The sequence below is a fragment of the Hyphomicrobiales bacterium genome, assembly GCA_002869065.1.
Lineage (GTDB): Bacteria > Pseudomonadota > Alphaproteobacteria > Rhizobiales > Rhodobiaceae > Rhodobium.
In genome coordinates this window covers 470,921-494,759 of record PKTR01000002.1, presented here as the reverse complement: position 1 = coordinate 494,759, position 23,839 = coordinate 470,921, and the positions used below count along the sequence as shown (strand labels likewise).

Annotated in this window: 28 protein-coding genes and 1 riboswitch; of the genes, 20 read left to right on the top strand and 8 right to left on the bottom strand. The window is 63.2% G+C overall.

The features are described 5' to 3' along the window. Positions 1-37 precede the first annotated feature (37 nt). From C0606_06035 to C0606_06010, 6 genes are all read left to right on the top strand, one after another. Positions 38-448 carry a hypothetical protein gene (locus C0606_06035; protein PLX37823.1) on the top strand — a complete coding sequence of 137 codons (411 nt, stop codon included), beginning with the start codon at positions 38-40 and terminating at the stop codon, positions 446-448. 144 nt (positions 449-592) lie between these two features. Further along, complete coding sequence (locus tag C0606_06030; protein PLX37822.1) at positions 593-1,918, top strand: hypothetical protein; 1,326 nt, start codon at positions 593-595, stop codon at positions 1,916-1,918. Between the two features lie 849 nt (positions 1,919-2,767). Beyond that, entirely contained in the window at positions 2,768-3,709 is a 942-nt protein-coding gene (locus tag C0606_06025; GenBank protein PLX37821.1) for a hypothetical protein, read from the top strand. 220 nt (positions 3,710-3,929) lie between these two features. Continuing rightward, on the top strand, positions 3,930-4,274 hold the full coding sequence (locus C0606_06020; protein ID PLX37820.1) for a hypothetical protein: 345 nt from the start codon (positions 3,930-3,932) through the stop codon (positions 4,272-4,274). 4 nt (positions 4,275-4,278) lie between these two features. After that, positions 4,279-4,704 (top strand): hypothetical protein, encoded by a 426-nt coding sequence (locus tag C0606_06015; protein PLX37819.1) that lies wholly within the window; start codon positions 4,279-4,281, stop codon positions 4,702-4,704. Between the two features lie 83 nt (positions 4,705-4,787). Next, complete coding sequence (locus tag C0606_06010) at positions 4,788-5,042, top strand: hypothetical protein (GenBank protein PLX37818.1); 255 nt, start codon at positions 4,788-4,790, stop codon at positions 5,040-5,042. A gap of 194 nt (positions 5,043-5,236) precedes the next feature. Here the strand turns inward: C0606_06010 and C0606_06005 are convergent, their stop codons facing one another. Then, complete coding sequence (locus tag C0606_06005) at positions 5,237-6,508, bottom strand: hypothetical protein (GenBank protein PLX37817.1); 1,272 nt, start codon at positions 6,506-6,508, stop codon at positions 5,237-5,239. 46 nt (positions 6,509-6,554) lie between these two features. Then, positions 6,555-7,310, bottom strand: a complete 756-nt coding sequence (locus C0606_06000; GenBank protein ID PLX37816.1) for a hypothetical protein — start codon at positions 7,308-7,310, stop codon at positions 6,555-6,557. A 145-nt stretch (positions 7,311-7,455) separates the two neighbouring features. On the opposite strand from C0606_06000, the gene C0606_05995 reads away from it, so the two are divergent. Beyond that, positions 7,456-7,821, top strand: coding sequence for a hypothetical protein (locus C0606_05995; GenBank protein ID PLX37815.1), 366 nt, complete (start codon positions 7,456-7,458; stop codon positions 7,819-7,821). A gap of 19 nt (positions 7,822-7,840) precedes the next feature. On the opposite strand, the gene C0606_05990 is transcribed toward C0606_05995, so the two are convergent. Then, entirely contained in the window at positions 7,841-8,407 is a 567-nt protein-coding gene (locus tag C0606_05990; protein ID PLX37814.1) for an RNA polymerase subunit sigma, read from the bottom strand. Then, positions 8,397-8,588 (bottom strand): hypothetical protein, encoded by a 192-nt coding sequence (locus tag C0606_05985; GenBank protein PLX38705.1) that lies wholly within the window; start codon positions 8,586-8,588, stop codon positions 8,397-8,399. The genes C0606_05990 and C0606_05985 overlap by 11 nt, the downstream gene beginning before the upstream one ends. 147 nt (positions 8,589-8,735) lie before the next feature. Here C0606_05985 and C0606_05980 point away from each other — a divergent pair, with 147 nt between their 5' ends. The 3 genes from C0606_05980 to C0606_05970 all read left to right on the top strand — a co-directional run bounded on the left by C0606_05980 (position 8,736) and on the right by C0606_05970 (position 10,950). Continuing rightward, complete coding sequence (locus C0606_05980) at positions 8,736-9,530, top strand: response regulator (protein ID PLX37813.1); 795 nt, start codon at positions 8,736-8,738, stop codon at positions 9,528-9,530. A gap of 78 nt (positions 9,531-9,608) precedes the next feature. Then, positions 9,609-9,776, top strand: a complete 168-nt coding sequence (locus C0606_05975; GenBank protein PLX37812.1) for a DUF1328 domain-containing protein — start codon at positions 9,609-9,611, stop codon at positions 9,774-9,776. Positions 9,777-9,921: 145 nt separating this feature from the next. After that, positions 9,922-10,950, top strand: coding sequence for a sensor histidine kinase (locus C0606_05970; GenBank protein ID PLX38704.1), 1,029 nt, complete (start codon positions 9,922-9,924; stop codon positions 10,948-10,950). A 144-nt stretch (positions 10,951-11,094) separates the two neighbouring features. On the opposite strand, the gene C0606_05965 is transcribed toward C0606_05970, so the two are convergent. Continuing rightward, the gene (locus C0606_05965; GenBank protein PLX37811.1) at positions 11,095-11,292 is read right to left on the bottom strand and encodes a CsbD family protein; all 198 of its coding nucleotides are present in this window, start codon (positions 11,290-11,292) and stop codon (positions 11,095-11,097) included. A 369-nt stretch (positions 11,293-11,661) separates the two neighbouring features. On the opposite strand from C0606_05965, the gene C0606_05960 reads away from it, so the two are divergent. The 3 genes from C0606_05960 to C0606_05950 all read left to right on the top strand — a co-directional run bounded on the left by C0606_05960 (position 11,662) and on the right by C0606_05950 (position 14,825). Further along, complete coding sequence (locus C0606_05960) at positions 11,662-13,281, top strand: histidine kinase (GenBank protein ID PLX37810.1); 1,620 nt, start codon at positions 11,662-11,664, stop codon at positions 13,279-13,281. A 188-nt stretch (positions 13,282-13,469) separates the two neighbouring features. Beyond that, a complete protein-coding gene (locus C0606_05955; GenBank protein PLX38703.1) occupies positions 13,470-14,462 on the top strand; it encodes an AI-2E family transporter in 993 nt (330 codons plus the stop codon). Between the two features lie 135 nt (positions 14,463-14,597). After that, a complete protein-coding gene (locus C0606_05950; GenBank protein PLX37809.1) occupies positions 14,598-14,825 on the top strand; it encodes a hypothetical protein in 228 nt (75 codons plus the stop codon). Between the two features lie 180 nt (positions 14,826-15,005). Here the strand turns inward: C0606_05950 and C0606_05945 are convergent, their stop codons facing one another. Together C0606_05945 and C0606_05940 are read right to left on the bottom strand one after the other, a co-directional pair. After that, positions 15,006-15,500: a DUF992 domain-containing protein gene (locus tag C0606_05945; protein PLX38702.1), complete on the bottom strand. Its 495-nt coding sequence runs from the start codon at positions 15,498-15,500 to the stop codon at positions 15,006-15,008. A gap of 199 nt (positions 15,501-15,699) precedes the next feature. Beyond that, positions 15,700-16,056: a hypothetical protein gene (locus C0606_05940; GenBank protein ID PLX37808.1), complete on the bottom strand. Its 357-nt coding sequence runs from the start codon at positions 16,054-16,056 to the stop codon at positions 15,700-15,702. Positions 16,057-16,284: 228 nt separating this feature from the next. Continuing rightward, positions 16,285-16,500: riboswitch (cobalamin riboswitch) on the top strand. Between the two features lie 151 nt (positions 16,501-16,651). Here C0606_05940 and C0606_05935 point away from each other — a divergent pair. The 7 genes from C0606_05935 (at position 16,652) to C0606_05905 (ending at position 22,363) form a co-directional block, all read left to right on the top strand. Next, complete coding sequence (locus C0606_05935; GenBank protein ID PLX37807.1) at positions 16,652-17,458, top strand: DUF4198 domain-containing protein; 807 nt, start codon at positions 16,652-16,654, stop codon at positions 17,456-17,458. Between the two features lie 12 nt (positions 17,459-17,470). Then, complete coding sequence (locus tag C0606_05930) at positions 17,471-18,094, top strand: cobalamin biosynthesis protein CbiM (GenBank protein PLX37806.1); 624 nt, start codon at positions 17,471-17,473, stop codon at positions 18,092-18,094. Beyond that, positions 18,091-18,711: a cobalt ABC transporter permease gene (locus C0606_05925; protein ID PLX37805.1), complete on the top strand. Its 621-nt coding sequence runs from the start codon at positions 18,091-18,093 to the stop codon at positions 18,709-18,711. Before C0606_05930 ends, C0606_05925 begins: the two co-directional genes overlap by 4 nt. A gap of 3 nt (positions 18,712-18,714) precedes the next feature. After that, positions 18,715-19,509 (top strand): cobalt ECF transporter T component CbiQ, encoded by a 795-nt coding sequence (gene cbiQ / locus C0606_05920; GenBank protein PLX37804.1) that lies wholly within the window; start codon positions 18,715-18,717, stop codon positions 19,507-19,509. A gap of 16 nt (positions 19,510-19,525) precedes the next feature. After that, positions 19,526-20,197: an energy-coupling factor ABC transporter ATP-binding protein gene (locus tag C0606_05915; protein PLX38701.1), complete on the top strand. Its 672-nt coding sequence runs from the start codon at positions 19,526-19,528 to the stop codon at positions 20,195-20,197. A gap of 148 nt (positions 20,198-20,345) precedes the next feature. After that, complete coding sequence (gene cobD, locus C0606_05910; protein PLX37803.1) at positions 20,346-21,284, top strand: cobalamin biosynthesis protein CobD; 939 nt, start codon at positions 20,346-20,348, stop codon at positions 21,282-21,284. A gap of 110 nt (positions 21,285-21,394) precedes the next feature. Next, entirely contained in the window at positions 21,395-22,363 is a 969-nt protein-coding gene (locus C0606_05905; GenBank protein ID PLX37802.1) for a threonine-phosphate decarboxylase, read from the top strand. Between the two features lie 30 nt (positions 22,364-22,393). On the opposite strand, the gene C0606_05900 is transcribed toward C0606_05905, so the two are convergent. After that, positions 22,394-23,839: a cobyric acid synthase CobQ gene (locus tag C0606_05900; protein PLX37801.1), complete on the bottom strand. Its 1,446-nt coding sequence runs from the start codon at positions 23,837-23,839 to the stop codon at positions 22,394-22,396.

The window sequence follows — 23,839 nt, the reverse complement described above, 5'->3', positions numbered from 1 at the left end:
CTCAGAAGCGCCAGCCAGGAAAAACCGGAGGTCTGCGATGAAAACGATGGCCAAACTTGGTTTTGGCGGATTGCTTGCACTCGCGCTCGCCAGTTTCCCGGGAAATGAAACATTCGCTGGCTCGCTCTCTTCTTGGCAAGTCGGTCCGGTCCAGTTTCAGTCGGACGATGGCGGCATCATTCCGGTTACTGACCCGCGGGTCAGGCCCTGGCAGCCGCAGCAGCCGTTCAGGGCGTTCGTCTGCAAGTCGGACGTCACCGAGGCCGCCACCATGAACAATGAGACCAATGCCCGCACCTTCGCCATCCGCGACTGGGAGGAGAAGGTGCGGAGCCAGTATGGCGAGCGCTATTCCCATTGGAGCAAGGCCCGCAACAAACGCATCGAATGCCGTCCGAAGCGACCGGGTGAGATTTACTGCCGTGTCACCGCGAGACCGTGCGGTTGACCGGCAGGTGCCGTCCTTCCGATCGGTCGTGCTCGAGGAGATAGCGTCATGGCGAGGCGTTCAGCGATTCCAGCTTCTGAAGTTCTAACCGTCGGAGCGCTGCTTCTGGCGACAACAATCGTCGCCACGTCACCGGCGCGTGCGTTGGCACAGGATCGCGCGCGGCCGACGGAGCCGGAGATCGGGGCGCGAACGGTTTCGGTCGATGATTTCCATTATCTCGGTGCCTTCCGGCTGCCCCTCGACGAGGACGAGGACAACAGCTTTGCCTGGGGTGCCCACGCTCTGACCTATCGCTGCGGGGGCGACCCGAAGGGTCCCGATGACGGCTTCCCCGGGTCGCTTTTCATTACCGGGCATCCCTATCAGTTGCCGAGTGGCAGGCAGATCGCCGAAATTGCCATTCCGGCACCCGGTGCGTCGCGCAAGCTTAACGATTTGCCAACAGCGACGATCCTGCAGCAACTGCAGAACGTCACCGGCACCAGCTTTGCCCGCAACAGTGAATTGCCGCGCGTTGGCCTCGAATATCTCGATACGCCGGCGACCGGCCCAAAGGTTCACATCGCCTTCGGCCAGCACATGGGTACGGACATCGCCGAAGGCACCCATGGCGTCTTCGACCCGGATCTGGAGCGGCCGAACTTCCAGGGTCCGTGGCGGCTCGCCGGCCATTCGACTTTCAGCGTCAACGACTATTTGTTCGAAATTCCGAGAGACTGGGCGGATCGCTTCGCCGAAGGTCGCGTTCTAGCGACCGGCCGTTTTCGCGACGGCGGCTGGTCGGGTATGGGCCCAAGCCTGATCGCCTATCGGTCGTGGGACGACGAGGGAGTGTTCCCGGGGCCGGGAACGGAATTGGCGTCGACGACCCTACTCAATTACCAAAGCTCGGAAGAGGGGTTCGATCCGGCGCGGATTCTCGAAGGCTATCAGCATCCGGATTCCTGGGAGGGCGGCGCCTGGCTGACCACCACAACCGGCAAGGCCGCCGTGCTTTTCGCCGGGACAAAGGGTGTCGGCGAGCGTTTCTGGTATGGCTTCGCCAATCTTGAGGGCCCGCAGTTCCCGTGCGTCTTTGCCGGATCGTCCGGCGAAGAATGGTCTTGCAGTATGGCCAGCGGTCAGCCCTGTCCCCGCGAAGACTATCAGGAATGCAAAGCGCATAACGGCGTGCGCGGCTGGTGGTCCAATCGTTTCGAGGCGCAGTTCATCCTGTACGATCCGAACGATCTCGCGAAGGTCGCGACCGGCGCGCTTGAGCCCTTCGAGCCGCAGCCCTATGCGCGTCTGGTGGTCGACGACAATCTGCTGCTGAATGCCGGCGATCTGCCCGAACTCGGCTTAGGCGACCAGCGGCTGCAGCGCATCGGTGCCATCGCCTACGATCGCGTCGGCGACCATCTCTATGTGTTGGAGCCACACGCCGACAGCAACAAGCCCGTCATTCACGTGTGGCAGGTTCGATGAGAAAATCAGGTCGCGTCCGACAGCGAGGATGCTCGGTGATGTCTTCTTTCGGGGGTTGAAGTTCGAGCGTGCTTTGAAAGCCGACCTGCACCGCTTCCAGCAACACAGTTCCTTTGGAAATGGTATGCGAGCGAACTGCGCCGCTGGCGGTTCGAGTAACCGATCACGCCAAGCGTTGTACCTTGGTGGTACCGTCTTCTTGGGCGCTGGGGGGATGCCGCGGGCGCACGGATGTGAACTCTATCTCAGCAAATCCAGCACTTTGAAGGCCTGAAGGTGCTTACGGGGTGATGTGGGAATTTCCTTGCCGAGAATTGAAAATCCGCGTGTCGGTGGTTCGATTCCGCCCCTGGGCACCATTTTCTCCCCACAATCAGATCCGTTGCCTGAGCGCTTGGCGCCAACGCGATCACGCGGGCAAAGCTTGGCGGGCGCTTTTGTCCGTCGACTAAGCGAGCGCCCGGCAGATTGTCGTGATGCGCCGGGCACAGAGTTCCGGCCGGCGCTGTACACTGCCACGTTACGGCTGGCGCGGCACACTGCCGCCGGTGGCCGTTCTTTCGTCTGATCAGAACTGAAAAAGCTGCAAAACCGCGCGCGCCATGTCGGGCTTAGCCTCCTGGTGCGACCTTGGCGTGTCGTTGCGATCGTCAGTTGAAGTGCCGGAAACCCTCCAAAAGTCCATTCCCTGCAGCCGCGAGTTTGCCGGCGCGCGTCAATCGATCGGGAACCTTTTCCGCCAGCGGCCGTTTCCACACTGTCTGACAGCCGCGCCCTGCGGTCAGCCTAGGAAACTTACACGCAAGGCGCGGCTCATACGCCACAAGGGACATACAGGGAGATCATAACATGATCCGCAAGCTGCTCACCACGACCGCCATCGCCACCATGATCTTGACCGGCGCCGCCGTCGCCGAGGACAAGACGGCCGAAGGCACCGAAACGACGGTCCACACCGTCACCGTCTTCACCATCGACCCGAACTGGAAGGCGCCGTCCTACCATATGAACGGCTACGTCAGGACTGCGGACAGCCAGATCCTCGCCTCCTCGTTGCTCGGCAAGACCGTCTACAGCGGCAAGGGCGCCGACATGAGCGAGATCGGCGATGTCAACGACATCGTGATGTCGGAAAACGGCATGGCTGACGCGATCGTCGTCGGCGTCGGGGGCTTCCTCGGCATTGGCGAGAAGGACGTGGCGGTGGCGTTCGAACGCGTCAACTGGGTCCGCCATGAGGACGAGATGATCCTCTCCATCAATGCAACCAAGGAAGACCTGGAATCGGCGCCGGAATTCGATCGCGCGACGGTCATGAAGAAGGTCTCCACTAGCGAGCCGATGATGACCAAGACGGACATGGCCGCGACGGAAGAGACGATGGAGAAGTCCGGCACCGACGTCACCAAGACCGACGAGCGCGTGACGGCTACCGACGACAAGGTGACCGATGTTCGCGACGGCATGAAGATCGTCAATCGCGACACGCTGAGCGCGGAAAACCTGATCGGCACCCGTGTCTACGGTCAGAACGACAAGGATATCGGTGAGATCGGTGACGTGATCGTGTCGACCACGGGCGACGTCGAGGCCTATATCGTCGACGTTGGCGGCTTCCTCGGCATCGGCGAAAAGCCGATCGCGCTTGATGCGTCGCAGCTCGATATCTTCAAGGACGTCGACGGCGACATGAGCATCTACACGCCGTACACCCAGGCGCAGCTCGAGACCTATACCGCCTACTCGGAAGAAGCCTACAAGTCGAATCGCGACGCCGTTCTCGTTCGCTAATTCTCCCGGGCAAAATTCAGGGTAATGAGGGAAGAGCGCCGGCAACACCGGCGCTTTTTTCCTTTTTGGCGGAACAATAACGCCAGGCACCGCGTTCTGGATACACGAGCGGGAGGATGCGCGCGCTGAAACCGGGTGGAAACAACATAACAACACCGGAAATGATGACAGCGTCAGGCGCCAGGGCCACCCGGAACTGAAATCGACAGGAGAAGAGACAATGGCAACAGCCCGTTCTGCGAACTCATCGACGAGTAAATCGGACACCGGCAATGCCGATGTTCAGGATCTCGAGAGCCGCATGGAAAAAATTCGCGGCGAGATCGGCGATCTGGCGCGCACCATTGCCGAGGCCGGCAAGGCAAAGGCCGGCGACTACTCGGCCCGTGCAAGCGAAGGCGCGGAAGATCTTCTGCAGGCGAGCGAAGACGCGCTCGAGGCCATTCAGCACGAATATGCCCGGCTCGAACGGCAGATGAAGCGCCGTATCCGCAAGAATCCGCTGCAGTCTCTCGCGGTGGCCGCCGGCATCGGCTTCCTCGTCGCCCTCGTGGTCAGGAAGTAGCGGCATGTACCGCTTGCTGCCTCTCGCGATCAGCGCGGCATCGTCGGATATCGGCGCCAGGCTGCGGCGGACCCGACGAAACGTCTTGCTCTATGCGCTGATCTTGCTGCTGGCGCTGTCGGGCTACGTCGCCGCGCTGATCGGTGGGGGGCTCTATCTTTCCGAAACGATTGGCCCGGCCGCGGCCAGCATGGTTCTGGCACTGGCGCTGATTGCCACGGCGCTGATCGTTCTGGCGATTGTCGCGATCCTGAACCGCCGCGACCGCCGGAGGGCGAGGAAACGGCCGGCGATCGGCATGGTCGGCGCGTCTGCCGCAGCCACCGCGTTGCCGCGCCTGATCAAGGATCATCCCCTTGCGGCAGTGCTTGCGGCTGGTGGTCTGCTGCTGGTTTCGCAGCGCTTCCTCGGTGCCGACTCCGAGGATTGATCGAACAGGTGCTGCCGTGCCGGCTCGATTGAAACGGTCTCGGCGGCAGCAAAACACGTAGCTGAAATGAAAGGAGTATCGAAATGCTGACTCATGTTCCGATGAAAGAGCGGATCTCGAACGTTCTCGACGACAAGACGCTCACGCCGAACGAACGGATCGAGGAACTGCTGAGGATGCGCGACGACGCGCGCGACCAGCAAAGGGCTGCCACCGAGGGCGGCATGATCAGCGAGGACGGATCCACCAACGACCTGCGGGAGATCGACCTCGCTCTGCAGTTTCTCGGCTACGATCCTCTGGCGGCGGTCGAAGAGGAAAGCGCTGCCACGCTTTGAATGGGGCAATGACGGACCTTGAGCCGGGTCTTGAAAACAAAGCGGACGTGCATCGGAGATGCACGTCCGCTTTCTCTTTTGCGTAACCGATCGCAGCGGCCTTGTCGGTGGGGCCTCGCGCGCCGAACCGTTTCGGGAAAGCCGGCACGACAGGGAGCCTTCCGCCCGTCGCGGACGGCGGTCTTGGTTGTGTTTCAGTTTCCCTGAAGCTCGCTGCGGGCGGTTTCCTGCAAAGGTGTCGGCAGGCACTCGATGACGCTCGTCACATCGTGGATATGGATTTCGGCCGTGTCGCGCAGATCCGCGACGAGCAGGTCCACATGGCTTTCGACGAGTTCCCGCATTTGCTGGCTTTCGGTGACATAGAGGCGGGCGAGGGCCCGCGCGAAACCCTGCGCCATCAGGATGTTTCCGCGTGAGGCCCGGCGCAGCGGATGAAAGGCCTGTCCCATGAGCTGTTTCATCGTCAGGCCCGATATGACGAGGCGAATGTCGCCATCCTTGTCCCATTCGGCGGCGGGCTCCCGGTCGCGGCCCTCCATTTCCGCAAAGACCTTCGACAGGCTGTCGACAACAGCAAGCGCGGTGAACGTGTCGTTGGTTCCCGGCGACAACGCACGCAAGGCGATCTCGACCAGGAGGTTGATGGAAAAGACGACTGTCTGGTCATCCGAACGGGACGGGTCGATTGCGATCAGGGCGAGAATTTTCTCCTCGGTCCCCTGATCGGTCTCCGCGGATGTCCTGACGAGGCAGTCGCCCGATTGGACGAAGGTGCCGGGTGGCACGTCGAGCCGAACCACAATGCCGCTCTTGGCGGCGAGGGTCACCAGCGATGCCCGGTCGATCCGACCGACATACCCTGTTGCCGTGCTGGTGATCGAATGGCTGAAATCGGCATCCGGGGAAATGTCCTCGCCGGCGTCGCTGGCGCCACGACCCAGCAGCTTGGTGACCCGGCCGGAGATCTTGGCGATCTCGTCATCGACGGAGACGCTTTCCGAAACGTGCCTGACGAAAAAGATCAGTTGGATCACCGAGACGATCGCGAGCATGAGCGCGCCCAGGATCGCCGAGCGCGGTACGAAGTCGGAGCGCACGAAATAGATGGTCAGCAGGGAATAGAGGAACGTTCCGCCGAGAATGCCGGCCGTGACCTGGTTGACCAGTTCGCCGGTGAAGCGCTTCAACAGGCGCGGTCCGATATTGCCGGCGGCGAGGGTAAAAACGACCAGAACCAGCGAGTAGGCGAGGCTGAGCGCCGTCATCGCGCCGGTGGCGATTACCGACAGAAGCGTGCGTGCCGTGTCAATATCCGTGGAGAGCGGAAGCGCCTTCCAGGTGCTCGCGAAGACCATCTTTTCGAGGAAAACGAGCGGCAGGGGCATAAGCCCGATGCCGACCGCGATCGCGGCGGGGACGGTTAGCAGAAGAAAAACCGGTTTGGTCAGAAAATTGCCGATCACCGAGGATCCTCGCCTGTTCGCTTCGACGGTAGCATCGCGCCGACGCTCAGATGAAGGGGCGGCAGGTCTCGGGTGCCGGACTCCAGCTGGCGATTTCGCAAAGACCGTCGAAATTCAGCACCTCGCAGCCGCGATCAAGCCAGCGGATCATGTCCCGGTTAGCGAGTTTGCGAAGCGTCTTGTTGGTGTGCACGACGGAAAGACCCAGCGTGTCTGCGACATGATACTGAGTGATCGGGATCGTCTGCCGGCCGCTGCCGATCAGTCCGACAGTGCTGGCGCGGCGATGCAGGAAGGCAAGCAGATAGGCCGCCCGCTCCAGCGCCGAACGGCGGCCGATGCTCAGCAGATGTTCGTCGAGGATGCGCTCCTCGCGCGCCGCGATCCAGGTCACGTCGAAGGCAAGCGTCGGGTGATTGGCGAACAGGTCGGTCAGCCGGTCGCGTTCGAAAACGCACAGCGTGACCGGTGTCAATGCCTCGACCGAATGCTGCATCTCTCCCATCAGGCTTGCCTGCAAGCCGATAAGATCGCCGGGAACGACATAGTTCAATATCTGCCGGCGGCCGTCCTCGAGGATCTTGTAGCGGAACGCCCAGCCCGACAGCAGCGTGTAGAGATGGGCACTGTGAGCGCCCTCGACCAGAATGGTCGCGCCGGCATCGGCCGACAGCTCGCCCGTCTTGAAGTCCGACACGAACGACAATTCGGGCGCGTTGAACGTCCGGAAGTGTTTGAACTCGGCCAACGGGCAGTTCTTGCACTTCGTCCGCGCCGCCTTTGTCGGTTGGGTTTTGCTCATCGTCTTTCCTGAAATGGTTTTGACGGAAACGTGCGGGGAGCAAATTTGTTCCCTCCCGCAACGTTACGTGTCTTTTTTAAATGACGTGAGCCTCGCAACGCGCTCTTGTCGCGGCCTCTCCTGCGAACACGATTGGCTTGGAAAAATGACCCCGCGTGTGCTCGTCGTCGACGGCGAATACCTGATCGCCATGGATGCGGAACAGATCTTGACGACCGGACTGCGTTGCGAGGTGACCATCAGCTCGCCCGCGAATTGCCCGGCCCATCTGGGCAGAAAGGACTTCGATACCGTGGTGCTGGACATCGGAGCCGATCTGAAACGCCACGCCGCGCTCATCGACGGGCTTGTCGAAAGCAGGGTCCCGATCGTCTTTTCAACGACATGCGTCGACTACGCGGACGGGCTGCCGGGCCTGTGCGGCTATCCCGTGGTGCTGAAGCCATATGGCGACGGCAATCTCGTCGCCGCGGTGCAGGCCGCTCTCGAGAGATACGTCCTGCCGACATGATCGCGGCGCGGCCGGAATGTCAGAAGACCGGTCCACCGTGGGTCGCGGCCGCCATGTCCGCATCCGGGCCGTAGTCGGCCTGGCCGGAGACCTCGAGCAGTTCCTGCAAGCGATTGCGGGCGCGATTGACGCGGCTCTTGATGGTTCCGACCGCGCAGCCGCAGATTTCGGCGGCCTCTTCATAGGCAAAGCCGGAGGCGCCAACCAGCAGGATCGCTTCACGCTGGTCGTCCGGCAGCTTTTCCAGCGCCGCCTTGAAGTCCTGCAGGTCGAGCGACCCGTGCTGGCCCGGGTGCACGGCGAGTTGCGCCGTGAACGTGCCGTCGCTGTCCTGAACCTCGCGACCCCGTTTGCGCATCTGGCTGTAGAAATCGTTGCGCAGGATCGTGAACAGCCAGGCCTTCATGTTGGTGCCGAGCTCGAAGCTGTGCTGCTTTGCCCACGCCTTCATGATCGTGTCCTGCACGAGGTCGTCCGCACGGTCCGGACTGCCGACGAGGGATACCGCGAAAGCGCGCAGGTTCGGCAGGCAGGCGAGCATCTCCCGCTTGAAGCTCGGCTGCTCCGTCTTCGGCTCACTGCTCATGACCGGAGGCCTTCTCAGCTTCGTCGAGTTTTTCGAGGAGATCGAGGAAACGGTCGGGAATCCCCTCTGCCTCGACCGAACTGTAGAGTTCGCGAAGCCTCATGGAGATCTGCGAATTGGGATCGTCAAAGCCCGCTTCGCCGCTGTTTCCTGCCGGGGCCGCGCCCGTTTTTTTGTCAATGCCAGTCATTGTTCCAGGGTGCCTGTCATTCGTCCATTTGTCGTGAAACGCGCGAAGCAAAAAAACGTTCCAACCTTCCCGGAACTTTTTTCACCGGCCGGCGTTTACCCTCCAGCCCGTATGCGGAAAAGTCAGGGAGACTCTTAAATGTCGCTTTCCACGCGCGTCGCACCTCACCTTGTTTATCTGCGTCGCTATGCGCGCGCCGTCGCCGGCTCGCAGACGTCGGGAGACGCCTATGTCGCGGCCACTCTCGAGGCCTTGATCGCCGATGTCTCGGCCTTTCCCGAAGCCTCAAGCGATCGCGTCGCCCTTTTTAAACTGTTCGCGAGGCTGTTTGGTTCCACGCGGCTCGAGATCGAGGATCACGAGTCTCCATTTGCATGGGAAAAACGCGCGGCGGCAAATCTGAAAATGATCCCGCCTCTCGGCCGGCAGGCCTTCCTGCTGGTCTCGGTGGAGAATTTCTCCACCGCCGAGGCGGCCGAGATCCTCGGCATCGACGAAGACGAGTTCCCCGCCTTGCTGGCGACCGCAAGCGAGGAGATATCGCGTCAGGTCGCGACCGACATCATGATCATCGAGGATGAGCCGCTGATCGCGATGGATATCGAGCAGATGGTGGAAAGCCTCGGGCACCGGGTCACGGGTATCGCCCGCACGCACACCGAGGCCGTCGATCTGTTCCAGCGTACAACGCCGAAAATGATCCTCGCCGACATTCAGCTCGCCGATGGAAGTTCCGGCATCGATGCGGTCAACGACATCCTCAAGACCGATACCATTCCGGTCATCTTCATCACCGCCTTTCCCGAGCGCCTGCTGACGGGCGAGCGGCCGGAGCCTGCTTTCCTCGTCACCAAGCCGTTCAACCCGGATATGGTCAAAGCGCTGATCAGTCAGGCCCTGTTCTTCAATGATGCGGCGCATTCGGTCGTCTAGGGGTGATGTAGGGAAAATTTTTGGAACAAAAAACGATGTCACGCATTTTACAGATAGCAACACAGAAGGAGAAACAGAATGCTGTATTATGCTATCGTGTTTTTTGTCATCGCCATTATTGCCGGCGTGCTCGGCTTTGGTGGCATTGCCGGGGCATCGGCAGGTATCGCCCAGTTGCTGTTCTACGTTTTCCTGATCTTCCTCGTCGCGTCGCTGATTTTCGGTTTCGTCCGCCGGCCGCGCTAGTCGGCGGGTAAAGGCCACAAAACGGGCGCCGGCTTCCAGGGCGCCCGTTTTGACGTGAGTGTCGCAACGAGGTTTTCGCTGATCGACAAGTAGACCAGCCCGCGCTCGAATTGGTACATCCCGAGCTGTCGCGTTGGAGGTTTTCGTGGTTCGTCGACTTACTTGGCAAAAATCCGGCCAGTCAGAAGGCCAGCTCCGGGAGTATCTTATTCTTGCCCTCCTGCGTTCGGGCGTCTGCGTGACGTTGCAGGATGGTGAGCTCGACTATCTTTATATCGCCAATCTACCGGAGATCTGGAACGTCAAATCCGGCGACAGGCCGACCGACGCAGCGATTTTCGGCGGTGCGATCGCAGCGCGTCTGGAAGAGATGAAGGGCGCGGCCCGCACCGGAAACGCGCCCAGCCATGCCGAGCTGCAGATCGACGATGACCATGTCTTCGATTTTCACGTCGAGGCGGTCGCCGCACCCGATGGCTCGACCCACATCCTCACCACCATCGTCGACCTTTCGGAAAAGCAGAAGCGGGAGAAGGTCCTGCGTGCGCTGCTGCGCGAGATGAGCCACCGGTCCAAGAACCTGCTCGCAATCATTCAAAGCATCGCCTCGCAAACCGCGAAACACACCGTCGATGTCGACGGGTTCCTGAGAAAGTTCCGCGGCCGACTCTATTCCCTTTCCCGTTCCCAGGATCTCGTGACCGACTCCAGCTGGCGCGGCGCTTTCGTCAAGGAACTGATCCATCAGCAGCTCGACAAATACGCCGAACAAGGCCGCCTCAGGATTTCCGTTTCCGGCGACGACGTGTTGTTGTCGCCGAACGCCGCTCTCCATGTCGGTCTCGCCTTGCATGAGCTGATCGTCAATGCAGTCAGCCACGGCGCGGGGCAGGGTCGCTCCAGCGGCATCGAGATAACGATCGCGACATCGCATGACGGTGATGGTGGCGCGAAGCTGCTCGAACTCACCTGGAGGGAGCCGGTCGCTGCGGACCCTGCTGGCGATCTGGCTGATCTGTCTGCCAGGGACGGTGCCGAATCCACAGACCGGCACTTCGGAAGCGTCGTTCTGGAACGCATCGTACCGGCATCGGTCAACGGAAAGAGCCGTTACGAAATCGGTGAGCACGAAATCACCTACGAGCTGAAATTCCCCCTCACGGAAGCGCAGTAAAAGTCGCCTTGCCGACGTAGCCAGCCGGCTTGCCGTCTTCGTCGTCACAGCGGAACCCGCGCGCGTCGGCGCAAAAAAACACCGCCCGAAACGGGCGGTGTTTTTGTATCAGCGATGCCTGGTCGGCTTCGTTGATCGCGCGACCTAAGAGCGGCCGAGCCAGTCGTCGATCTCGCGCTCCGCGTCTTCCTCGGCCTTGCCGTAGCGTTCCTGCAGGAGGCCGGTGAGCTGCTTGCGCTTGCCGGCGACGACGTCGAGGTCGTCGTTGGTCAGCTTGCCCCAGTTCTCCTGGACCTTGCCCTTGAACTGCTCCCAATTACCCTCGACCTGGTTCCAATTCATAACAATCTCCTTTGCGTTCTTCTGAGCGGATCGCTGTCCGCCTGAATAAAACGCGATTGTCCGGGAAAGGTTCCGGTCGAGATAGGGATTATATTCTTCAAAAGACACGGCCGGTCGTTCATGAACGGGATCTTTTCCGTCGGGTGGCTGGGAATGGCCCCGGCGCGCAACGGAACAATACTGAAGGTTTTACAGAACACAGATGACGCGACGGCAGTTTTCGAAAATATAGAAAAATCAACAATGTGAATTACAAGTTGAAATGGCTGCTTTTGGGCATGGTGGGCATGTAAAAGTTTATTGTGGGAGCGGCGCGGCGGGCTTATACCGACGCGCGGGACTGGCAGTCTGGTCAGCGGAAGAGAGCGTATGAAGCGGTATCTGCCTCTGGTGTTTTTTCTGGTGGCCTCGGCGGCAGGCCTCGGCCTGACGTTCATCATGTACCGGGCCGAGGAAGTGGCCGAAGCCCGGCGTTTCGAGGTCGTCGCGGACGATGCCGTCGACCGCATCGAGGAACGCATCAGCCAGCATATGGCGTTGCTGACGGCGACCAATTCCTTCTTCGTCGCCAACCACGGCAAGGTGTCGAGTGACGCGTTCCGCGCTTTCGTCGCCGGTCTCAATCTGAACGGCTATTTCAAGGGCATCCAGGGCGTCGGATTCGCCCGGTTGTTGCCTTCCGCGGAGCGCAATGCCGTTGGCGGCGAGATCGGCTTCAATTATGGGCTGAAGCGGGCCGTCTGGCCTGAAACGGATCAGGGGCTTTCCGCCCCGATCGTCCTTCTCGAACCGACCGACGCCCGCAATCGCGTCGCGCTTGGCTATGACATGTTCACCGAGGCACGTCGGCGCGAGGCCATGAGGGCCGCGCTGGCGGCCGGTGAGATGCGGGCGAGCGCACCCATCGAGCTGGTTCAGGAGATCACCGAGGACAAGCAGGCCGGCTTCCTCGTCTACATGCCTTTTTCGGAAAAGCCAGCGGCCGGAAACTCCGGCCCTGACGCGGAGAAGCGCGTGAGCGGGTTCGTCTATGCGCCGTTCCGCGCCGGCGATCTGCATCGGGCCGCGTTGCTGAGGCCGCCGCACCTGCCGGTCCGGGTCGAGACGACAGACACCACCGATGGCGTCGGTTCGTTACTGTTTCGGTCCGAACGATATCCCGACGAGCCGGGTGAGGACGGGCACATGGTACAGCGGTCCATCCAGGTCGCCGGGCGAAGCTGGACCGTCAATGTGGTCGAGGCACACACGCGGCCCAACGCGCTCGTCTACTGGCGTTCCTTCGTTCTCGGCGCCGCCTCGCTGTTGTTTGCCGCCGCGCTCGCGGTTTCCATCCGCTCGCGCCTGAGAGCGGTGGCCGCGACCCGCAAGGTGCGCGAGATTTCCGAAAAAACGATCCAGGAAAAGGATCTGATGCTTCAGGAGATGAAGCACAGGATCAAGAATTCCATCGCTCGCATCCTCGCGATTTCCCGCCAGACGGCGAGCAGTTCCGAAACCATCGAGGAGTTTTCGTCCTCGTTTTCCGCCCGCTTGCAGGCAATGGCCAATGCTCAGGACATGCTGACCCGCTCGCGCTGGCAAAAGGCCGATCTGCACGAGCTTCTTGCGCAGGAGCTGGAGCAGGTCTTCGGCGAAACCCTCGACAATGTCTCTATCGATGGTCCGAAGGTCTCTCTCGACGAAAAGACCACGCATGCGCTCGGCCTGGTGTTCCACGAACTGGCCACCAATGCGATGAAGTACGGCAACATGACCGACGGCACGGGCGGGCTCTCGGTGTCGTGGACCGTCGACGGGGCAGCGCGCTCCCGGCGTCTTGTTCTCGACTGGGTGGAGCGGGGCGACGAAGCGATCGAGAAGCCGTCGGGCAAGGGGTTCGGCACGCGCCTGATCGACGCCAATGTCATGGGTGAGCTGTCGGGAACGGTCGAGCGCGCCTACCGCGAAAGCGGTCTTGAGATCCGCATCGCGATACCGGTCGCCTGACCCGCCGGGGCCGATCGACCGCGCCCGAACGTCTGCGTATCGTCATTTTTCAGGGAACAAGCGTCGCTGTTGCCGCGTTTTGCAGGTAACAAAACGAGGCTTTCATGAACCATGCCTATACGCCACGCCTGAAGGTCCGCGCCGAATCCCGCGCGAGTATGGATCAGGTCATCGTCACCGGCGCGCGCCTGTCGCTCATTGCCATCGGCATCGTCGTGCTCGGCGTCGTGCTTGAATACGCGCAGGTCCTTCTGGCGCCGCTCGCCCTTGCTGTGGTCATCGGGCTGATGTTCGGCCCGCTCGCCGACCGGATCGAACGGCTCGGCATCCCCCCCTGGGCGTCGGGACTGGCGACGGTGAGTGTTTTTCTCGCGATTATTCTCGTAGCGGCAACGGGGTTCGCCGTGCCGCTTTCGGCGTGGCTGGAAAAGCTGCCGATCATCTGGAGCCGGCTGCAGTCGGAGGTCACCGACTGGCGCAGCTTCTTCACCTCGATTGCCGGCTTGCAGGAGCAGTTGCGCGAGGCGATGGGGCAATCGGCGAAGGTTGCCGTCGCGGTCGACGGCGGGTCCCCGGTTGAGGACGTCGCCTATCTCGCTCCCGCCATTCTCGGCCAGATCGTCCTGTTCCTGGCCGGGCTCTACTTTTTCGTCGCGACACGTCATCGGATCCGCATCGCGGTACTTTCCCTGTTCTTCAGTCGCCGGCTCAGGTGGCGGATCGCCCATGTCTTCCGCGACGCCGAGCAGCTTGTCTCGACCTATCTCTTTCACATCACGGCTCTCAACATTGGGCTGGGGCTCGTCGTCTCGCTCGCCCTTTGGCTTGCCGGCGTTCCCTCCGCCCTGTTGTGGGGCATGCTCGCCGGAGTCCTCAACTACGTGATCTATATCGGGCCGGCGATGATGGTCGTGCTGCTGCTCGGCGTGGGTCTTGCCAGTGCCACCACCCCGTTCGGAATTCTGACGCCGCCACTGATCTTTCTGTTGCTGAATTTCATCGAGGCGCAGTTCGTCACGCCACTTGTGCTCGGGCGCACGATGACGCTCAACCCGTTCGTCATCTTCCTGGCGATCGTGTTCTGGATCTGGATATGGGGCCCGGTCGGCGGGTTCATCGCCGTCCCGTCGCTGCTCGTTCTCTATGCCCTGATACGCAACACCTTCCCGGCGCGGTCCTGAGCGGGCGAACGGGCGAGGTTGGTCTTTTTTGGAACCGATCGGCGGCTTTGCGCGTTCCCTCTCCATCACAGGAGAATCTGGCGGAGCACCATGCAAAATCGACTGAAAGCCGTAGACGAACCCATCACTGAAACCATGGAAGAGATGAAGCTGGCCGCCACCAAGGTGCAGCGTGGCGCGTCCGCCGTCGAAACCAGTGTTGTCGATGGCATCCAGCCCGACCTTCGGGAACTGCGGCTGAAGGTTTCGGAACTTGACGAAAAGATCGACGTGCGTCTGAAGCACATCAACCTGTCGCTCGTCGGCCTGTTGGCGATCGATATCGTGACGCTGCTGGCTGTCCTGTGGAATTTTGGCGCCTAGCTCGGCGCACCTGCCGAGAGCTTCTCGGGAAGCGACAAAAGCCGCCCGGCGTGTCTCGCCACGGGCGGCTTTTTTTCAGCATTGATCGTGCCCCGTTTCCGGCCTTCGCAAGCTTCAAACCCGCGAATATCCCGGACGCGGCCGGGGGCGGACCGCATCCGGGAGCCGACCGACCACTGTCTAGTCGGCGAGCGTCCGCAACTCGAGCTGGCCGATGGCGAGCGCGAAATTGACGCCGGTCTGCGCCGATACGCTGAGCTGCTGCAGGGCGATGGTTTCGCTCGATCCGCCAATCAGGACATTCGCGCCGAGGCCGGCGCCGACGGTCGCTTCTGCGCTGACCCCGCGATAGGTGCCGGCAAGCGCGCCCGGTTCCCGGATATCTTCGGTCGGCGCCAGCACCGCCCAGGAAATCACGCCCTGCTCCGTCGAGCCGATATCGACGCCGAACTTGGAAATCGCGCCGAAATAGGCTTCCTGGCTGCGGCCGTCTCCGACCGGGTCGAAGGTGCACGACAGGTCCTTGGTCGAGCCGAACAGGAACCCCGTACCGCCCTTCACCGCGCAGTTGAGTACGCCGACTTCGACCCGATCGATCGGCTGGCTGACAGCGGTCGTGGTGGCGAAACCCGTAAGGACCGTGGCAAGGCCGGCTGCAATGGCCATCTTGCGCATCGTTTTCTCCATTCTCTGGTTCTGCCGGCGGCCTGTCGCGTGGACGAAATCCAGCGCGCTCCAGCCGGCGGCTCGAGGAGAAAACGCGGCACGGGCGGGAAAGGTTCCCGCGAGGTTGTCGGGCCGAGATGGCCGGCTCTCGAGATCGGAACGAGGTTTTGGGATGTGGGGCGCAGGCCGTGGCCTGAACCCGGATGCCCTAGGGCTGCAGCACCTGTGTCGAGGTCACGCAATAGACCTTGGCGTCTGCCTCGTCCGCGGCGGTGCAGGCTGCCTCGTCGGGTTCCTCCCGCACAGCCACGCTGTCCTCACCGAGCGAAACCACGAAGCGCCGGCGCGGTGCCTCGGCCGCGCCGTCATGGGAGAACTTCTTGAACACCAGATCCGACGGCACGCATTTCATCAGTTTGATGTCAACCTTGCCGGCCTCGAGGATCTTGCGCACCGCGACGCTGCGCGCCTCGCAGCTCTCCAGCGTTTCGGTGTTCACGAACGCGGCCGATGTCCCGCCCGTTTCGAGCGCGCTCAGGATGATCAGCAAATAACCGAGCTGCATGTCGGCGAACTCCCGCTTTCTCCGATGCCTCCCCGCCCGAAGCAGCGCCTGCGACACTCGCCCGGCGCCCATCGAACAGGTTCTCCCTGGTCCGGTGATCGTCTTAGGCTCCGCGTCCGCGCCGTTCAAGTGCTCAGGTCGCAGATCGTGGTATCGACGTGGCTCGGCGCCCTGGATATCTGGCGCCTGCGCGACACCGGCCCGCTTGACATTCGCACCGCCCGCGCGTCTGTTAGGCGCGTGATTGGTTCCCCGTATGTTGAACATCGGGGATTAAAAGGGAACACGGTTAGGCGTACCCAACAGGGACCGAATCCGTGGCTGCCCCCGCAACTGTAAGCGGATAGCGATTGCCGCAATGTCGCCACTGGCCGTACGGCCGGGAAGGCGGGCAAGAGCCGAGACCCGCGAGCCAGGAGACCTGCCGTCGCACCGGGCGCCGTCGTGCGCTCAAGCCGAACCGGACGTCGGGGTGAACGTCTGGCGGTGAGGCGGGTCAGGATTTTCCGATATTCTCACACCCGACTTGGCGCCAACTGTCCCTGTTGTCCTTTCCATTTCGCCGGCGTTCGTCGGTCCGTTGGAGAGACGACATATGAAAACCTGCACCAGGGCCCTGCTCGCGGCACTTGCCGCGCTTCCGCTTGGGCTTTTTGCGGTGACCTCCGCCACCGCCCATTTCCAGCTCATCTACACGCAAGAAACCCAGATCGGGAAACCCGGCGACGTTCCGGTCAAGCTGATCTTCTGGCATCCGTTCGAAAACGGCCACGTCATGGATATGGGCAGGCCGCTTGCGTTCTTTGCCGTTCATCGCGGCAAGAAAATCGACCTGATGGACACGCTCAGGGAGACCACCTTCACGGGTTCGGGCAACAGCGCCATTGCCTACGATGCGAGCGTTCCGGTGAAGCGCTCCGGCGACTACATCCTCGCCGTGACGCCGGCGCCCTATCTGGAAAAGAGCGAAGACGTCTACATCCAGCAGATCACCAAGGCGTATCTCAATCGCTCCACGCTGCCGACCGACTGGACCACGCCGCTCGGCCTGAAGACCGAGATCATCCCGCTCAACAAACCGACCAACGTGATTGCCGGCTCGACCTTTTCCGGCCGCGTGATGGCCGACGGCAAGCCCGTCGCCGGCGCCGAGATCGAGATCGAATACATGGCGGCGGAACCCGACATGGCGACAAATACGGCGAAGGCGCCAGTCGCTGGCCCGATGCCCGGCGGATCCGTGGTCGCGCTTGCCGACGACAATGGCTACTTCACCTTCGGCATTCCGAAGGCCGGCTATTGGGGGTTCGCCGCGCTCGGCTCAGGGCCCGACACGGAGTACGAGGGCAAGAAACTCAGCCAGGACGCGGTCATCTGGATCCGCGCCTACGACGTGAAATAGGAGGCCGGACCGATGCATATCGTTGATGGAGCATTGTCTACCCCGGTCCTCATCGCCGGTACCGTGCTGGCGGTTGGCGGAATCGCGCTGGGGCTGCGCAGCCTCACGACCGAGAAGATCCCGGCCGCCGGCGTCCTGTCGGCGACCTTCTTCGTCGCCTCTCTCATTCACGTGCCGATCGGGCCGTCGTCCGTGCACCTGATCATGAGCGGCCTTGCCGGGATCATCCTCGGCTGGGCCGCCTTTCCAGCCCTGTTCGTCGGCCTGCTGCTGCAGGCGGTGTTTTTCGGTTTCGGCGGATTGACCGTGCTCGGCGTGAACACGCTGAACATCGCGCTGCCCGCCGTCATCGCCTACTACCTCTGCCGCCGTGGCATGCAGGCCGCGTCACCGGTCACAGCGGCCGCCTGGGGCGGTATCGGCGGCGGACTGGCGATTGCGTTGACGACGGGTGCGGTGGCGCTTGTGCTGGCCATCTCGGGGGAAGAGTTCGTTGCCGCGGCCAAGCTCGTCTTCTTCGCCCACATCCCGGTGATGATCATCGAGGCGCTGTTGTCGGCCGCCGCCGTGTTCCTTGCCCACAAGGTCAAACCGGAACTGTTCGGCGTCATGACCGCCGAGGGAGGCCGGGCATGAGAACACTAGCACTGTCCCTGATCCTTGCCGCGCTGATGCTCGCTACCCCGGCTGAAGCGCACAAGGTCATCGCCTCGGTTTTTGCCAGCGGCACCGCGATCGAGGGCGAGATCGGCTTTTCCAACGGCGACGCCCCGGCCGACCAGCTCATCGAGGTTTTCGATGATGCCGGCACGAAGATCGGCGAGACGACGACCGATGGCGACGGGTTCTTCGTCTTCACGCCGACGCAGCCCGTCACCCATGTCTTCAGGGCCAATTTCGGCGCCGGCCATGTCGTCGAGACCACAATGGCGGCGGGCGACGTCGCGGCGATCATCGCCAAGGCCGGACCGGCGACTGCGGATGCCGGATCGGAACAGGCTGCGCCGGTGCAAGTCTCCGCCACAGAGCCCGCGTCAGCCCCACCGCAAGCCGTCACCGTGGCATCGCTGAGCGACGCGGAGCGCACGGCGATCGAGAAGGCGGTGCGCGACGAAATCCGCCCGCTCCGGCGCGAGATCGCCGCCTACAAGGAGAAGACCAACCTGCAGAGCGTGCTCGGCGGGATCGGCTACATTCTCGGCCTGTTCGGCATCGGCTTCTATGTCGCGGCCCGCCGGAAGCAGGGAAGCTGACCCATGGGGCACGTTCTTTCGCGTCAACGTCGGATCCATGCTGATGCGGGCAACGCTTCGGAAGAAAGCCTTGTCGCCAGGGTCGATCCGCGCGTGCGCATCCTCGCCGCGGTCGCCTTTGCCGTGACCACGGTGTCCTGCAGCTCGCTTGGCGTTCTCGCACTGGCGCTTGGCGCCGCCGTCACGTTGATGCTGCTGGCAAACCTGCCCGTCGCCGCCACGCTGAAACGCATGGCCGCGATGGATGGCTTCATCGTCTTCATCCTGCTGCTGCTGCCGTTCACGGTGCCGGGCGAACCGGTCTTCACACTGTGGGGTTTCGAGGCGAGCCGGGAGGGTTTCGTGCAGGCAATCGCCATCGGCCTGACGGCGAACGCGGTGGTTCTGTCGCTCATGGCGCTGGTCGGCAGCATGGAGGCGGTCACCCTCGGCCATGCGCTACACGCGCTGAAAGTGCAGGCTTCGCTGGTTCACCTGCTGCTGTTCACCGTGCGCTATATCGAAGTGCTGCATCAGGAATATCTCCGTCTGCGCACCGCCATGAAGGCGCGTGGCTTCCGGCCGTCGAATTCGCTGCACACCTATCGCAGCTTCGGCTATCTCGTCGGCATGATGCTGGTGCGCGCGCTGGAGCGCTCCGAGCGCATCATGGACGCCATGAAATGCCGCGGCTTCACGGGATCGATCCCGATGCTGTCCCGCTTCGCGCTGTCGCCTGCCGATGCGGTTTTCGGGCTCGCAATCGCCGCGATCGTGGTCGGGCTCCTCGCCGCCGAGCATGCCCATGTCCTGCACTGATATGTCCTGCTCTGATATGCCCTGTTTTGAGCTTTCTGGCATCCGCTTCGCCTATCGCGGCCATGCCCCGGTGCTGGACGGTCTCGGCTTTTCGCTGACCGCCGGCGAGCGGCTCTGCATCACCGGCCACAATGGCGCTGGCAAGTCGACGTTGCTGAAGATCATGGTCGGCCTGCTGAAACCCGCGGCGGGACAGGTCGTCGCCTTCGGCAGCGAACGGCGTTCGGAAGCCGATTTCCTCGAAGTGCGCCGCCGCGCCGGTCTCGTCTTTCAGGACGCCGACGACCAGCTCTTTTGCCCGACCGTTGCCGAAGACATCGCCTTCGGGCCGCTCAACCTCGGCAAGTCGCGCGATGAGGCGCTGGCGATTGTCGAATCGGTCCTTGTCCGGCTCGACCTGATCGCGCTCAGAGATCGCATCACGCATCAGCTTTCCGGCGGCGAAAAGCGGCTCGTGACGCTTGCCGCCGTGCTCGCCATGGACCCCGACGTGCTGCTGCTCGACGAGCCGACCAACGCGCTCGACGACAAGAACGAGCAACGGCTGGTGGAGATCCTCCGTTCGCTGCCGCAGGCGATGGTGGTCGTCTCGCACGATCCGCATTTCCGCAAGACGATTGCCACACGCACGCTACGGCTCGCCGATGGCGTTCTCACGGCCGACGATCCCGACCGCGACGAGGCGTGAGGTGATCGCCCGGCGCATCTCGCCCGCGCATCCCTTCGACCATCTGTAAACCTGCTGCCGGGACGCGTATGCTCGCGCCGCCGCCACAACGCGGCATCACTGCAGCCCTTCGCCGGTTGCCGCAAACGCCGCCGCTGACAGGACCCTCATGAGTGTCGCCCTCTCCATGCTGATCGCCCTTGCGACCGATGCTGCCATCGGCTGGCCGGACGGTCTCTACCGGCGCATCGGCCATCCGGTGAGCTGGATCGGCAAGGCGATCGATTTCGCCGACCGCAGCTTCAACGATGAATCGGGGCGTGGCACCCACATGGCCGGCGCGGCGGTCGCCGGCGTCATCGTGTTCGGTTCCGCCGGACTGGCGCATCTCGTCGAGCAGGCGATCCCATCGGGCTGGGCGCACACGATGATCGTCGGCACGCTCGCCTGGCCGTTCTTTGCCGTGCGTTCGCTGCATGATCATGTCGCCGCCGTGGCCGACCCGCTTGCAAAGGGCGATCTCGCCGCAGCGCGCCGCGCGGTCGCGGCCATTGTCGGGCGCGATCCAGACCAGCTCGACAAGGCCGGCGTTGCCCGCGCAAGCTTAGAGAGCCTCGCCGAAAACACCTCCGACGGCATCGTCGCGCCGCTGTTCTGGGCGCTTCTTCTCGGCCTGCCCGGCCTTGTTGCCTACAAGGCGCTCAACACGCTCGATTCCATGATCGGCCACCGCACCCCGCGCTACGAGGCGTTCGGCTGGGCGTCCGCCCGGTTCGACGACTTCGCCAATCTCGTTCCGGCCCGCATCACCGGCGCCCTGTTCGCGCTCGTGTCGCAGCGGCGTGGAACGGCGTTTGCCGTCATGCGTCGCTATGCGAGCCAGCACCGTTCACCCAATGCCGGCTGGCCGGAGGCGGCGCTGGCCGGCGCGCTCGGCGTTCGGCTTTCCGGCCCGCGCGTCTATCACGACCACGTCAGCGACGAGCCATGGTTGAACGGTGCCGCGCCCGATCCGACGCCGGCTGACGTCACCCGTGGGCTCGCGCTCTATCGCCGGCTGATCGCCCTCCTGTTCGTGTTCCTCGCCCTGTGGGCGGCGATGTTCTAGAGCATCGTGCAGCCAATTGGACCAATTGGCGTCGACAAAGATGCGGCTAAACAAAGGGATAGAGCATTTTGACGATTCAAACTGAACGCAAAATGCTCTAGACGTTCGGCATGATCGATCACGGCGGCAATCTCGATGAGGCAATCGCCCACTTCGGCGGCGAGCGTGCCGGTTGGCTGGACCTGTCGACCGGCATCAACCGCGTGCCTTATCCGCTGCCGCCCTTGCCGGAAAGCGCCTGGCGCGATCTGCCGACCCGCTCGGAGCTGGCGCGGCTCACCGAGGCGGCGCGCGCGGCCTATCGGACAAATGCTGCAATAGCCCCGCTTGCCGGCGCGCAGGCCGCCATCCAGATGCTGCCGCAGCTCGGCGCACCGGGCCGCGCGGCTGTGCTGTCGCCGACCTACAACGAGCACGCCCGCGCGCTCGAAACCGCCGGATGGCAGGTCACCGAGCCGGCCAGCCTCGCGGCGCTTGTGGGCGCCGATCTCGCCGTCGTCGTCAATCCGAACAACCCGACCGGCGAGCGCCACGCGCCGGACGCGCTGTTCGACCTTGCCGGCAAGGTTGGCCGGCTCGTCGTCGACGAAAGCTTCTGCGATGTCGCGCCGGAGCTGTCCGTTGCCGCCCATGCGGGGGAGGGCGGCCTCACCGTGCTGCGCTCCTTCGGCAAGTTCTACGGCCTTGCCGGCCTGCGCCTTGGCTTCGTGCTGGCCGTGCAAGAGACCATTGATGCACTCACCGCGAGGGCTGGTCCCTGGCCGGTCAGCGGCGCGGCGATTGCGACCGGCATTGAAGCGCTCAGGGACCAGGCATGGGCCGACGCGACCCGCGCCCGGCTCGCAGGCGATGCCGCCCGGCTCGACGCTCTGGCGGAATGCGCCGGCTGGCGCCTCGTCGGCGGCACCACGCTCTTCCGCCTGTTTGAGACGGCGGACGCGGGCAAGGCACAGGCGGACTTCGCCGCCGCCCATATCTGGAGCCGGATATTCCCCTGGTCGAAGCATTGGGTTCGGCTCGGCCTGCCCGGCACCGAGGCCGAATGGGCGTGCGTCGAAGAGGCCTTCGCCGCGCTCTAGTCAGCGGGCCATTGGTCAGCGTGCTTGGAATCAGCGGGCGAGCGCTATCATGCCGTCGATATCGAGATGGGCTTCCATCTCGTCGGCAAGCCGGTTGAGCACGCGGTCTACCTCGACGCCATAAGCGGTCGCCGATGTCGTCGCGCCGAGTGCATCGAGGAACGCGGCGCGAAACCCGTCATCGACGAACATGCCGTGCAGATAGGTCCCGGCAACGCGCCCATCGGCGGACACCGCGCCCTCCGGCATGCTCTCGACATGAGCGAAGGGGCGCGCACGGTCCGCTCCGTCGGTGCGGCCGATATGGATTTCGTAGCCGGAAAAGGCGCACCCCGATGCGGCGTGGCGGGCGGTGACCTCTGTCAGCCGCTTTTCCGGCGCCATCACCGTCTCGATGTCCAGAAGGCCGAGCCCCGCGTCTGTCCCGGGTGGGCCTTCGAGCCCGTCCGGGTCGGCGATGCCGCGGCCGAGCATCTGGTAGCCGCCGCAAATGCCGAGCACGCGCCCGCCGCGCCGCACATGGGCGGCAAGATCGATGTCCCAGCCCTGTTCGCGTAAAAAGGCGAGGTCGCCGCGCGTCGATTTGGTGCCCGGCACGATCACCAGATCGCAATCGCCGGGGATCGCCTGGCCGGCGTGCACCAGCGACAGGTCGATGTCGGCTTCCAGCTTCAGCGGATCGAGATCGTCGAAATTGGCGATCCGCGACAGGGCAAGGCAGGCGATCTTCACAGTGCCGCCGGCCTCGCCCGCCTTGAGGTCGAGCGCGTCTTCCGCCGGCAGCTTGGCGGCATCGCGGAAGAACGGCAGCACGCCAAAGCCGCGCCAGCCGGTCTGTTCCTCGATCAGCCGGTAGCCGTCGTCGAACAGGCTCGGGTCGCCGCGAAACTTGTTTATGAGGAAGCCCGCGATCATCGCCGCGTCGTCCGGATCGAGAACGGCTTTGGTGCCGACCATTTGCGCGATGACGCCGCCGCGGTCGATGTCGCCGGCCAATACGACCGGCACATCGGCGGCGCGCGCGAAGCCCATATTGGCGATGTCGCCGGCGCGCAGATTGACCTCCGCCGGGCTGCCCGCGCCCTCGACGACGACGAGATCGGCCTCGGCCTTCAGCCGCTCGAAACTTTCCAGTACCGCCGCAAGCAGGGTGGGTTTCAGCTTTGCGTATTCCCGCGCCTTGACCGTCGCGACGCGGCGGCCCTGCACCACGACCTGCGCGCCGACATCGGTTTCGGGTTTCAGCAGCACCGGGTTCATGTCGGTATGCGGCCGCACCCCGCAGGCAAGCGCCTGCAGCGCCTGCGCGCGGCCGATCTCACCGCCATCCTCGGTGACGGCGGCATTGTTCGACATGTTCTGCGGCTTGAACGGGCGCACCCTCAGCCCGCGCCGCGTCGCCGCCCGGCATAGGCCGGCCACCAGCAGCGACTTGCCGACATTCGACCCGGCTCCCTGGATCATCAAGGCGGGCAT

Bases quoted from the DNA above. Each gene is read 5' to 3' on its own strand.
- C0606_06035 (PLX37823.1), top strand. From the start codon at position 38: ATGAAAACGATGGCCAAACTTGGTTTTGGCGGATTGCTTGCACTCGCG.
- C0606_06025 (PLX37821.1), top strand. From the start codon at position 2,768: ATGATCCGCAAGCTGCTCACCACGACCGCCATCGCCACCATGATCTTG.
- C0606_06020 (PLX37820.1), top strand. From the start codon at position 3,930: ATGGCAACAGCCCGTTCTGCGAACTCATCGACGAGTAAATCGGACACC.
- C0606_06015 (PLX37819.1), top strand. From the start codon at position 4,279: ATGTACCGCTTGCTGCCTCTCGCGATCAGCGCGGCATCGTCGGATATC.
- C0606_06010 (PLX37818.1), top strand. From the start codon at position 4,788: ATGCTGACTCATGTTCCGATGAAAGAGCGGATCTCGAACGTTCTCGAC.
- C0606_06000 (PLX37816.1), bottom strand. From the start codon at position 7,310: ATGAGCAAAACCCAACCGACAAAGGCGGCGCGGACGAAGTGCAAGAAC.
- C0606_05995 (PLX37815.1), top strand. From the start codon at position 7,456: ATGACCCCGCGTGTGCTCGTCGTCGACGGCGAATACCTGATCGCCATG.
- C0606_05990 (PLX37814.1), bottom strand. From the start codon at position 8,407: ATGAGCAGTGAGCCGAAGACGGAGCAGCCGAGCTTCAAGCGGGAGATG.
- C0606_05980 (PLX37813.1), top strand. From the start codon at position 8,736: ATGTCGCTTTCCACGCGCGTCGCACCTCACCTTGTTTATCTGCGTCGC.
- C0606_05975 (PLX37812.1), top strand. From the start codon at position 9,609: ATGCTGTATTATGCTATCGTGTTTTTTGTCATCGCCATTATTGCCGGC.
- C0606_05965 (PLX37811.1), bottom strand. From the start codon at position 11,292: ATGAATTGGAACCAGGTCGAGGGTAATTGGGAGCAGTTCAAGGGCAAG.
- C0606_05960 (PLX37810.1), top strand. From the start codon at position 11,662: ATGAAGCGGTATCTGCCTCTGGTGTTTTTTCTGGTGGCCTCGGCGGCA.
- C0606_05950 (PLX37809.1), top strand. From the start codon at position 14,598: ATGGAAGAGATGAAGCTGGCCGCCACCAAGGTGCAGCGTGGCGCGTCC.
- C0606_05945 (PLX38702.1), bottom strand. From the start codon at position 15,500: ATGCGCAAGATGGCCATTGCAGCCGGCCTTGCCACGGTCCTTACGGGT.
- C0606_05940 (PLX37808.1), bottom strand. From the start codon at position 16,056: ATGCAGCTCGGTTATTTGCTGATCATCCTGAGCGCGCTCGAAACGGGC.
- C0606_05935 (PLX37807.1), top strand. From the start codon at position 16,652: ATGAAAACCTGCACCAGGGCCCTGCTCGCGGCACTTGCCGCGCTTCCG.
- C0606_05930 (PLX37806.1), top strand. From the start codon at position 17,471: ATGCATATCGTTGATGGAGCATTGTCTACCCCGGTCCTCATCGCCGGT.
- C0606_05925 (PLX37805.1), top strand. From the start codon at position 18,091: ATGAGAACACTAGCACTGTCCCTGATCCTTGCCGCGCTGATGCTCGCT.
- cbiQ (PLX37804.1), top strand. From the start codon at position 18,715: ATGGGGCACGTTCTTTCGCGTCAACGTCGGATCCATGCTGATGCGGGC.
- C0606_05915 (PLX38701.1), top strand. From the start codon at position 19,526: ATGCCCTGTTTTGAGCTTTCTGGCATCCGCTTCGCCTATCGCGGCCAT.
- cobD (PLX37803.1), top strand. From the start codon at position 20,346: ATGAGTGTCGCCCTCTCCATGCTGATCGCCCTTGCGACCGATGCTGCC.
- C0606_05905 (PLX37802.1), top strand. From the start codon at position 21,395: ATGATCGATCACGGCGGCAATCTCGATGAGGCAATCGCCCACTTCGGC.
- C0606_05900 (PLX37801.1), bottom strand. From the start codon at position 23,839: ATGCCCGCCTTGATGATCCAGGGAGCCGGGTCGAATGTCGGCAAGTCG.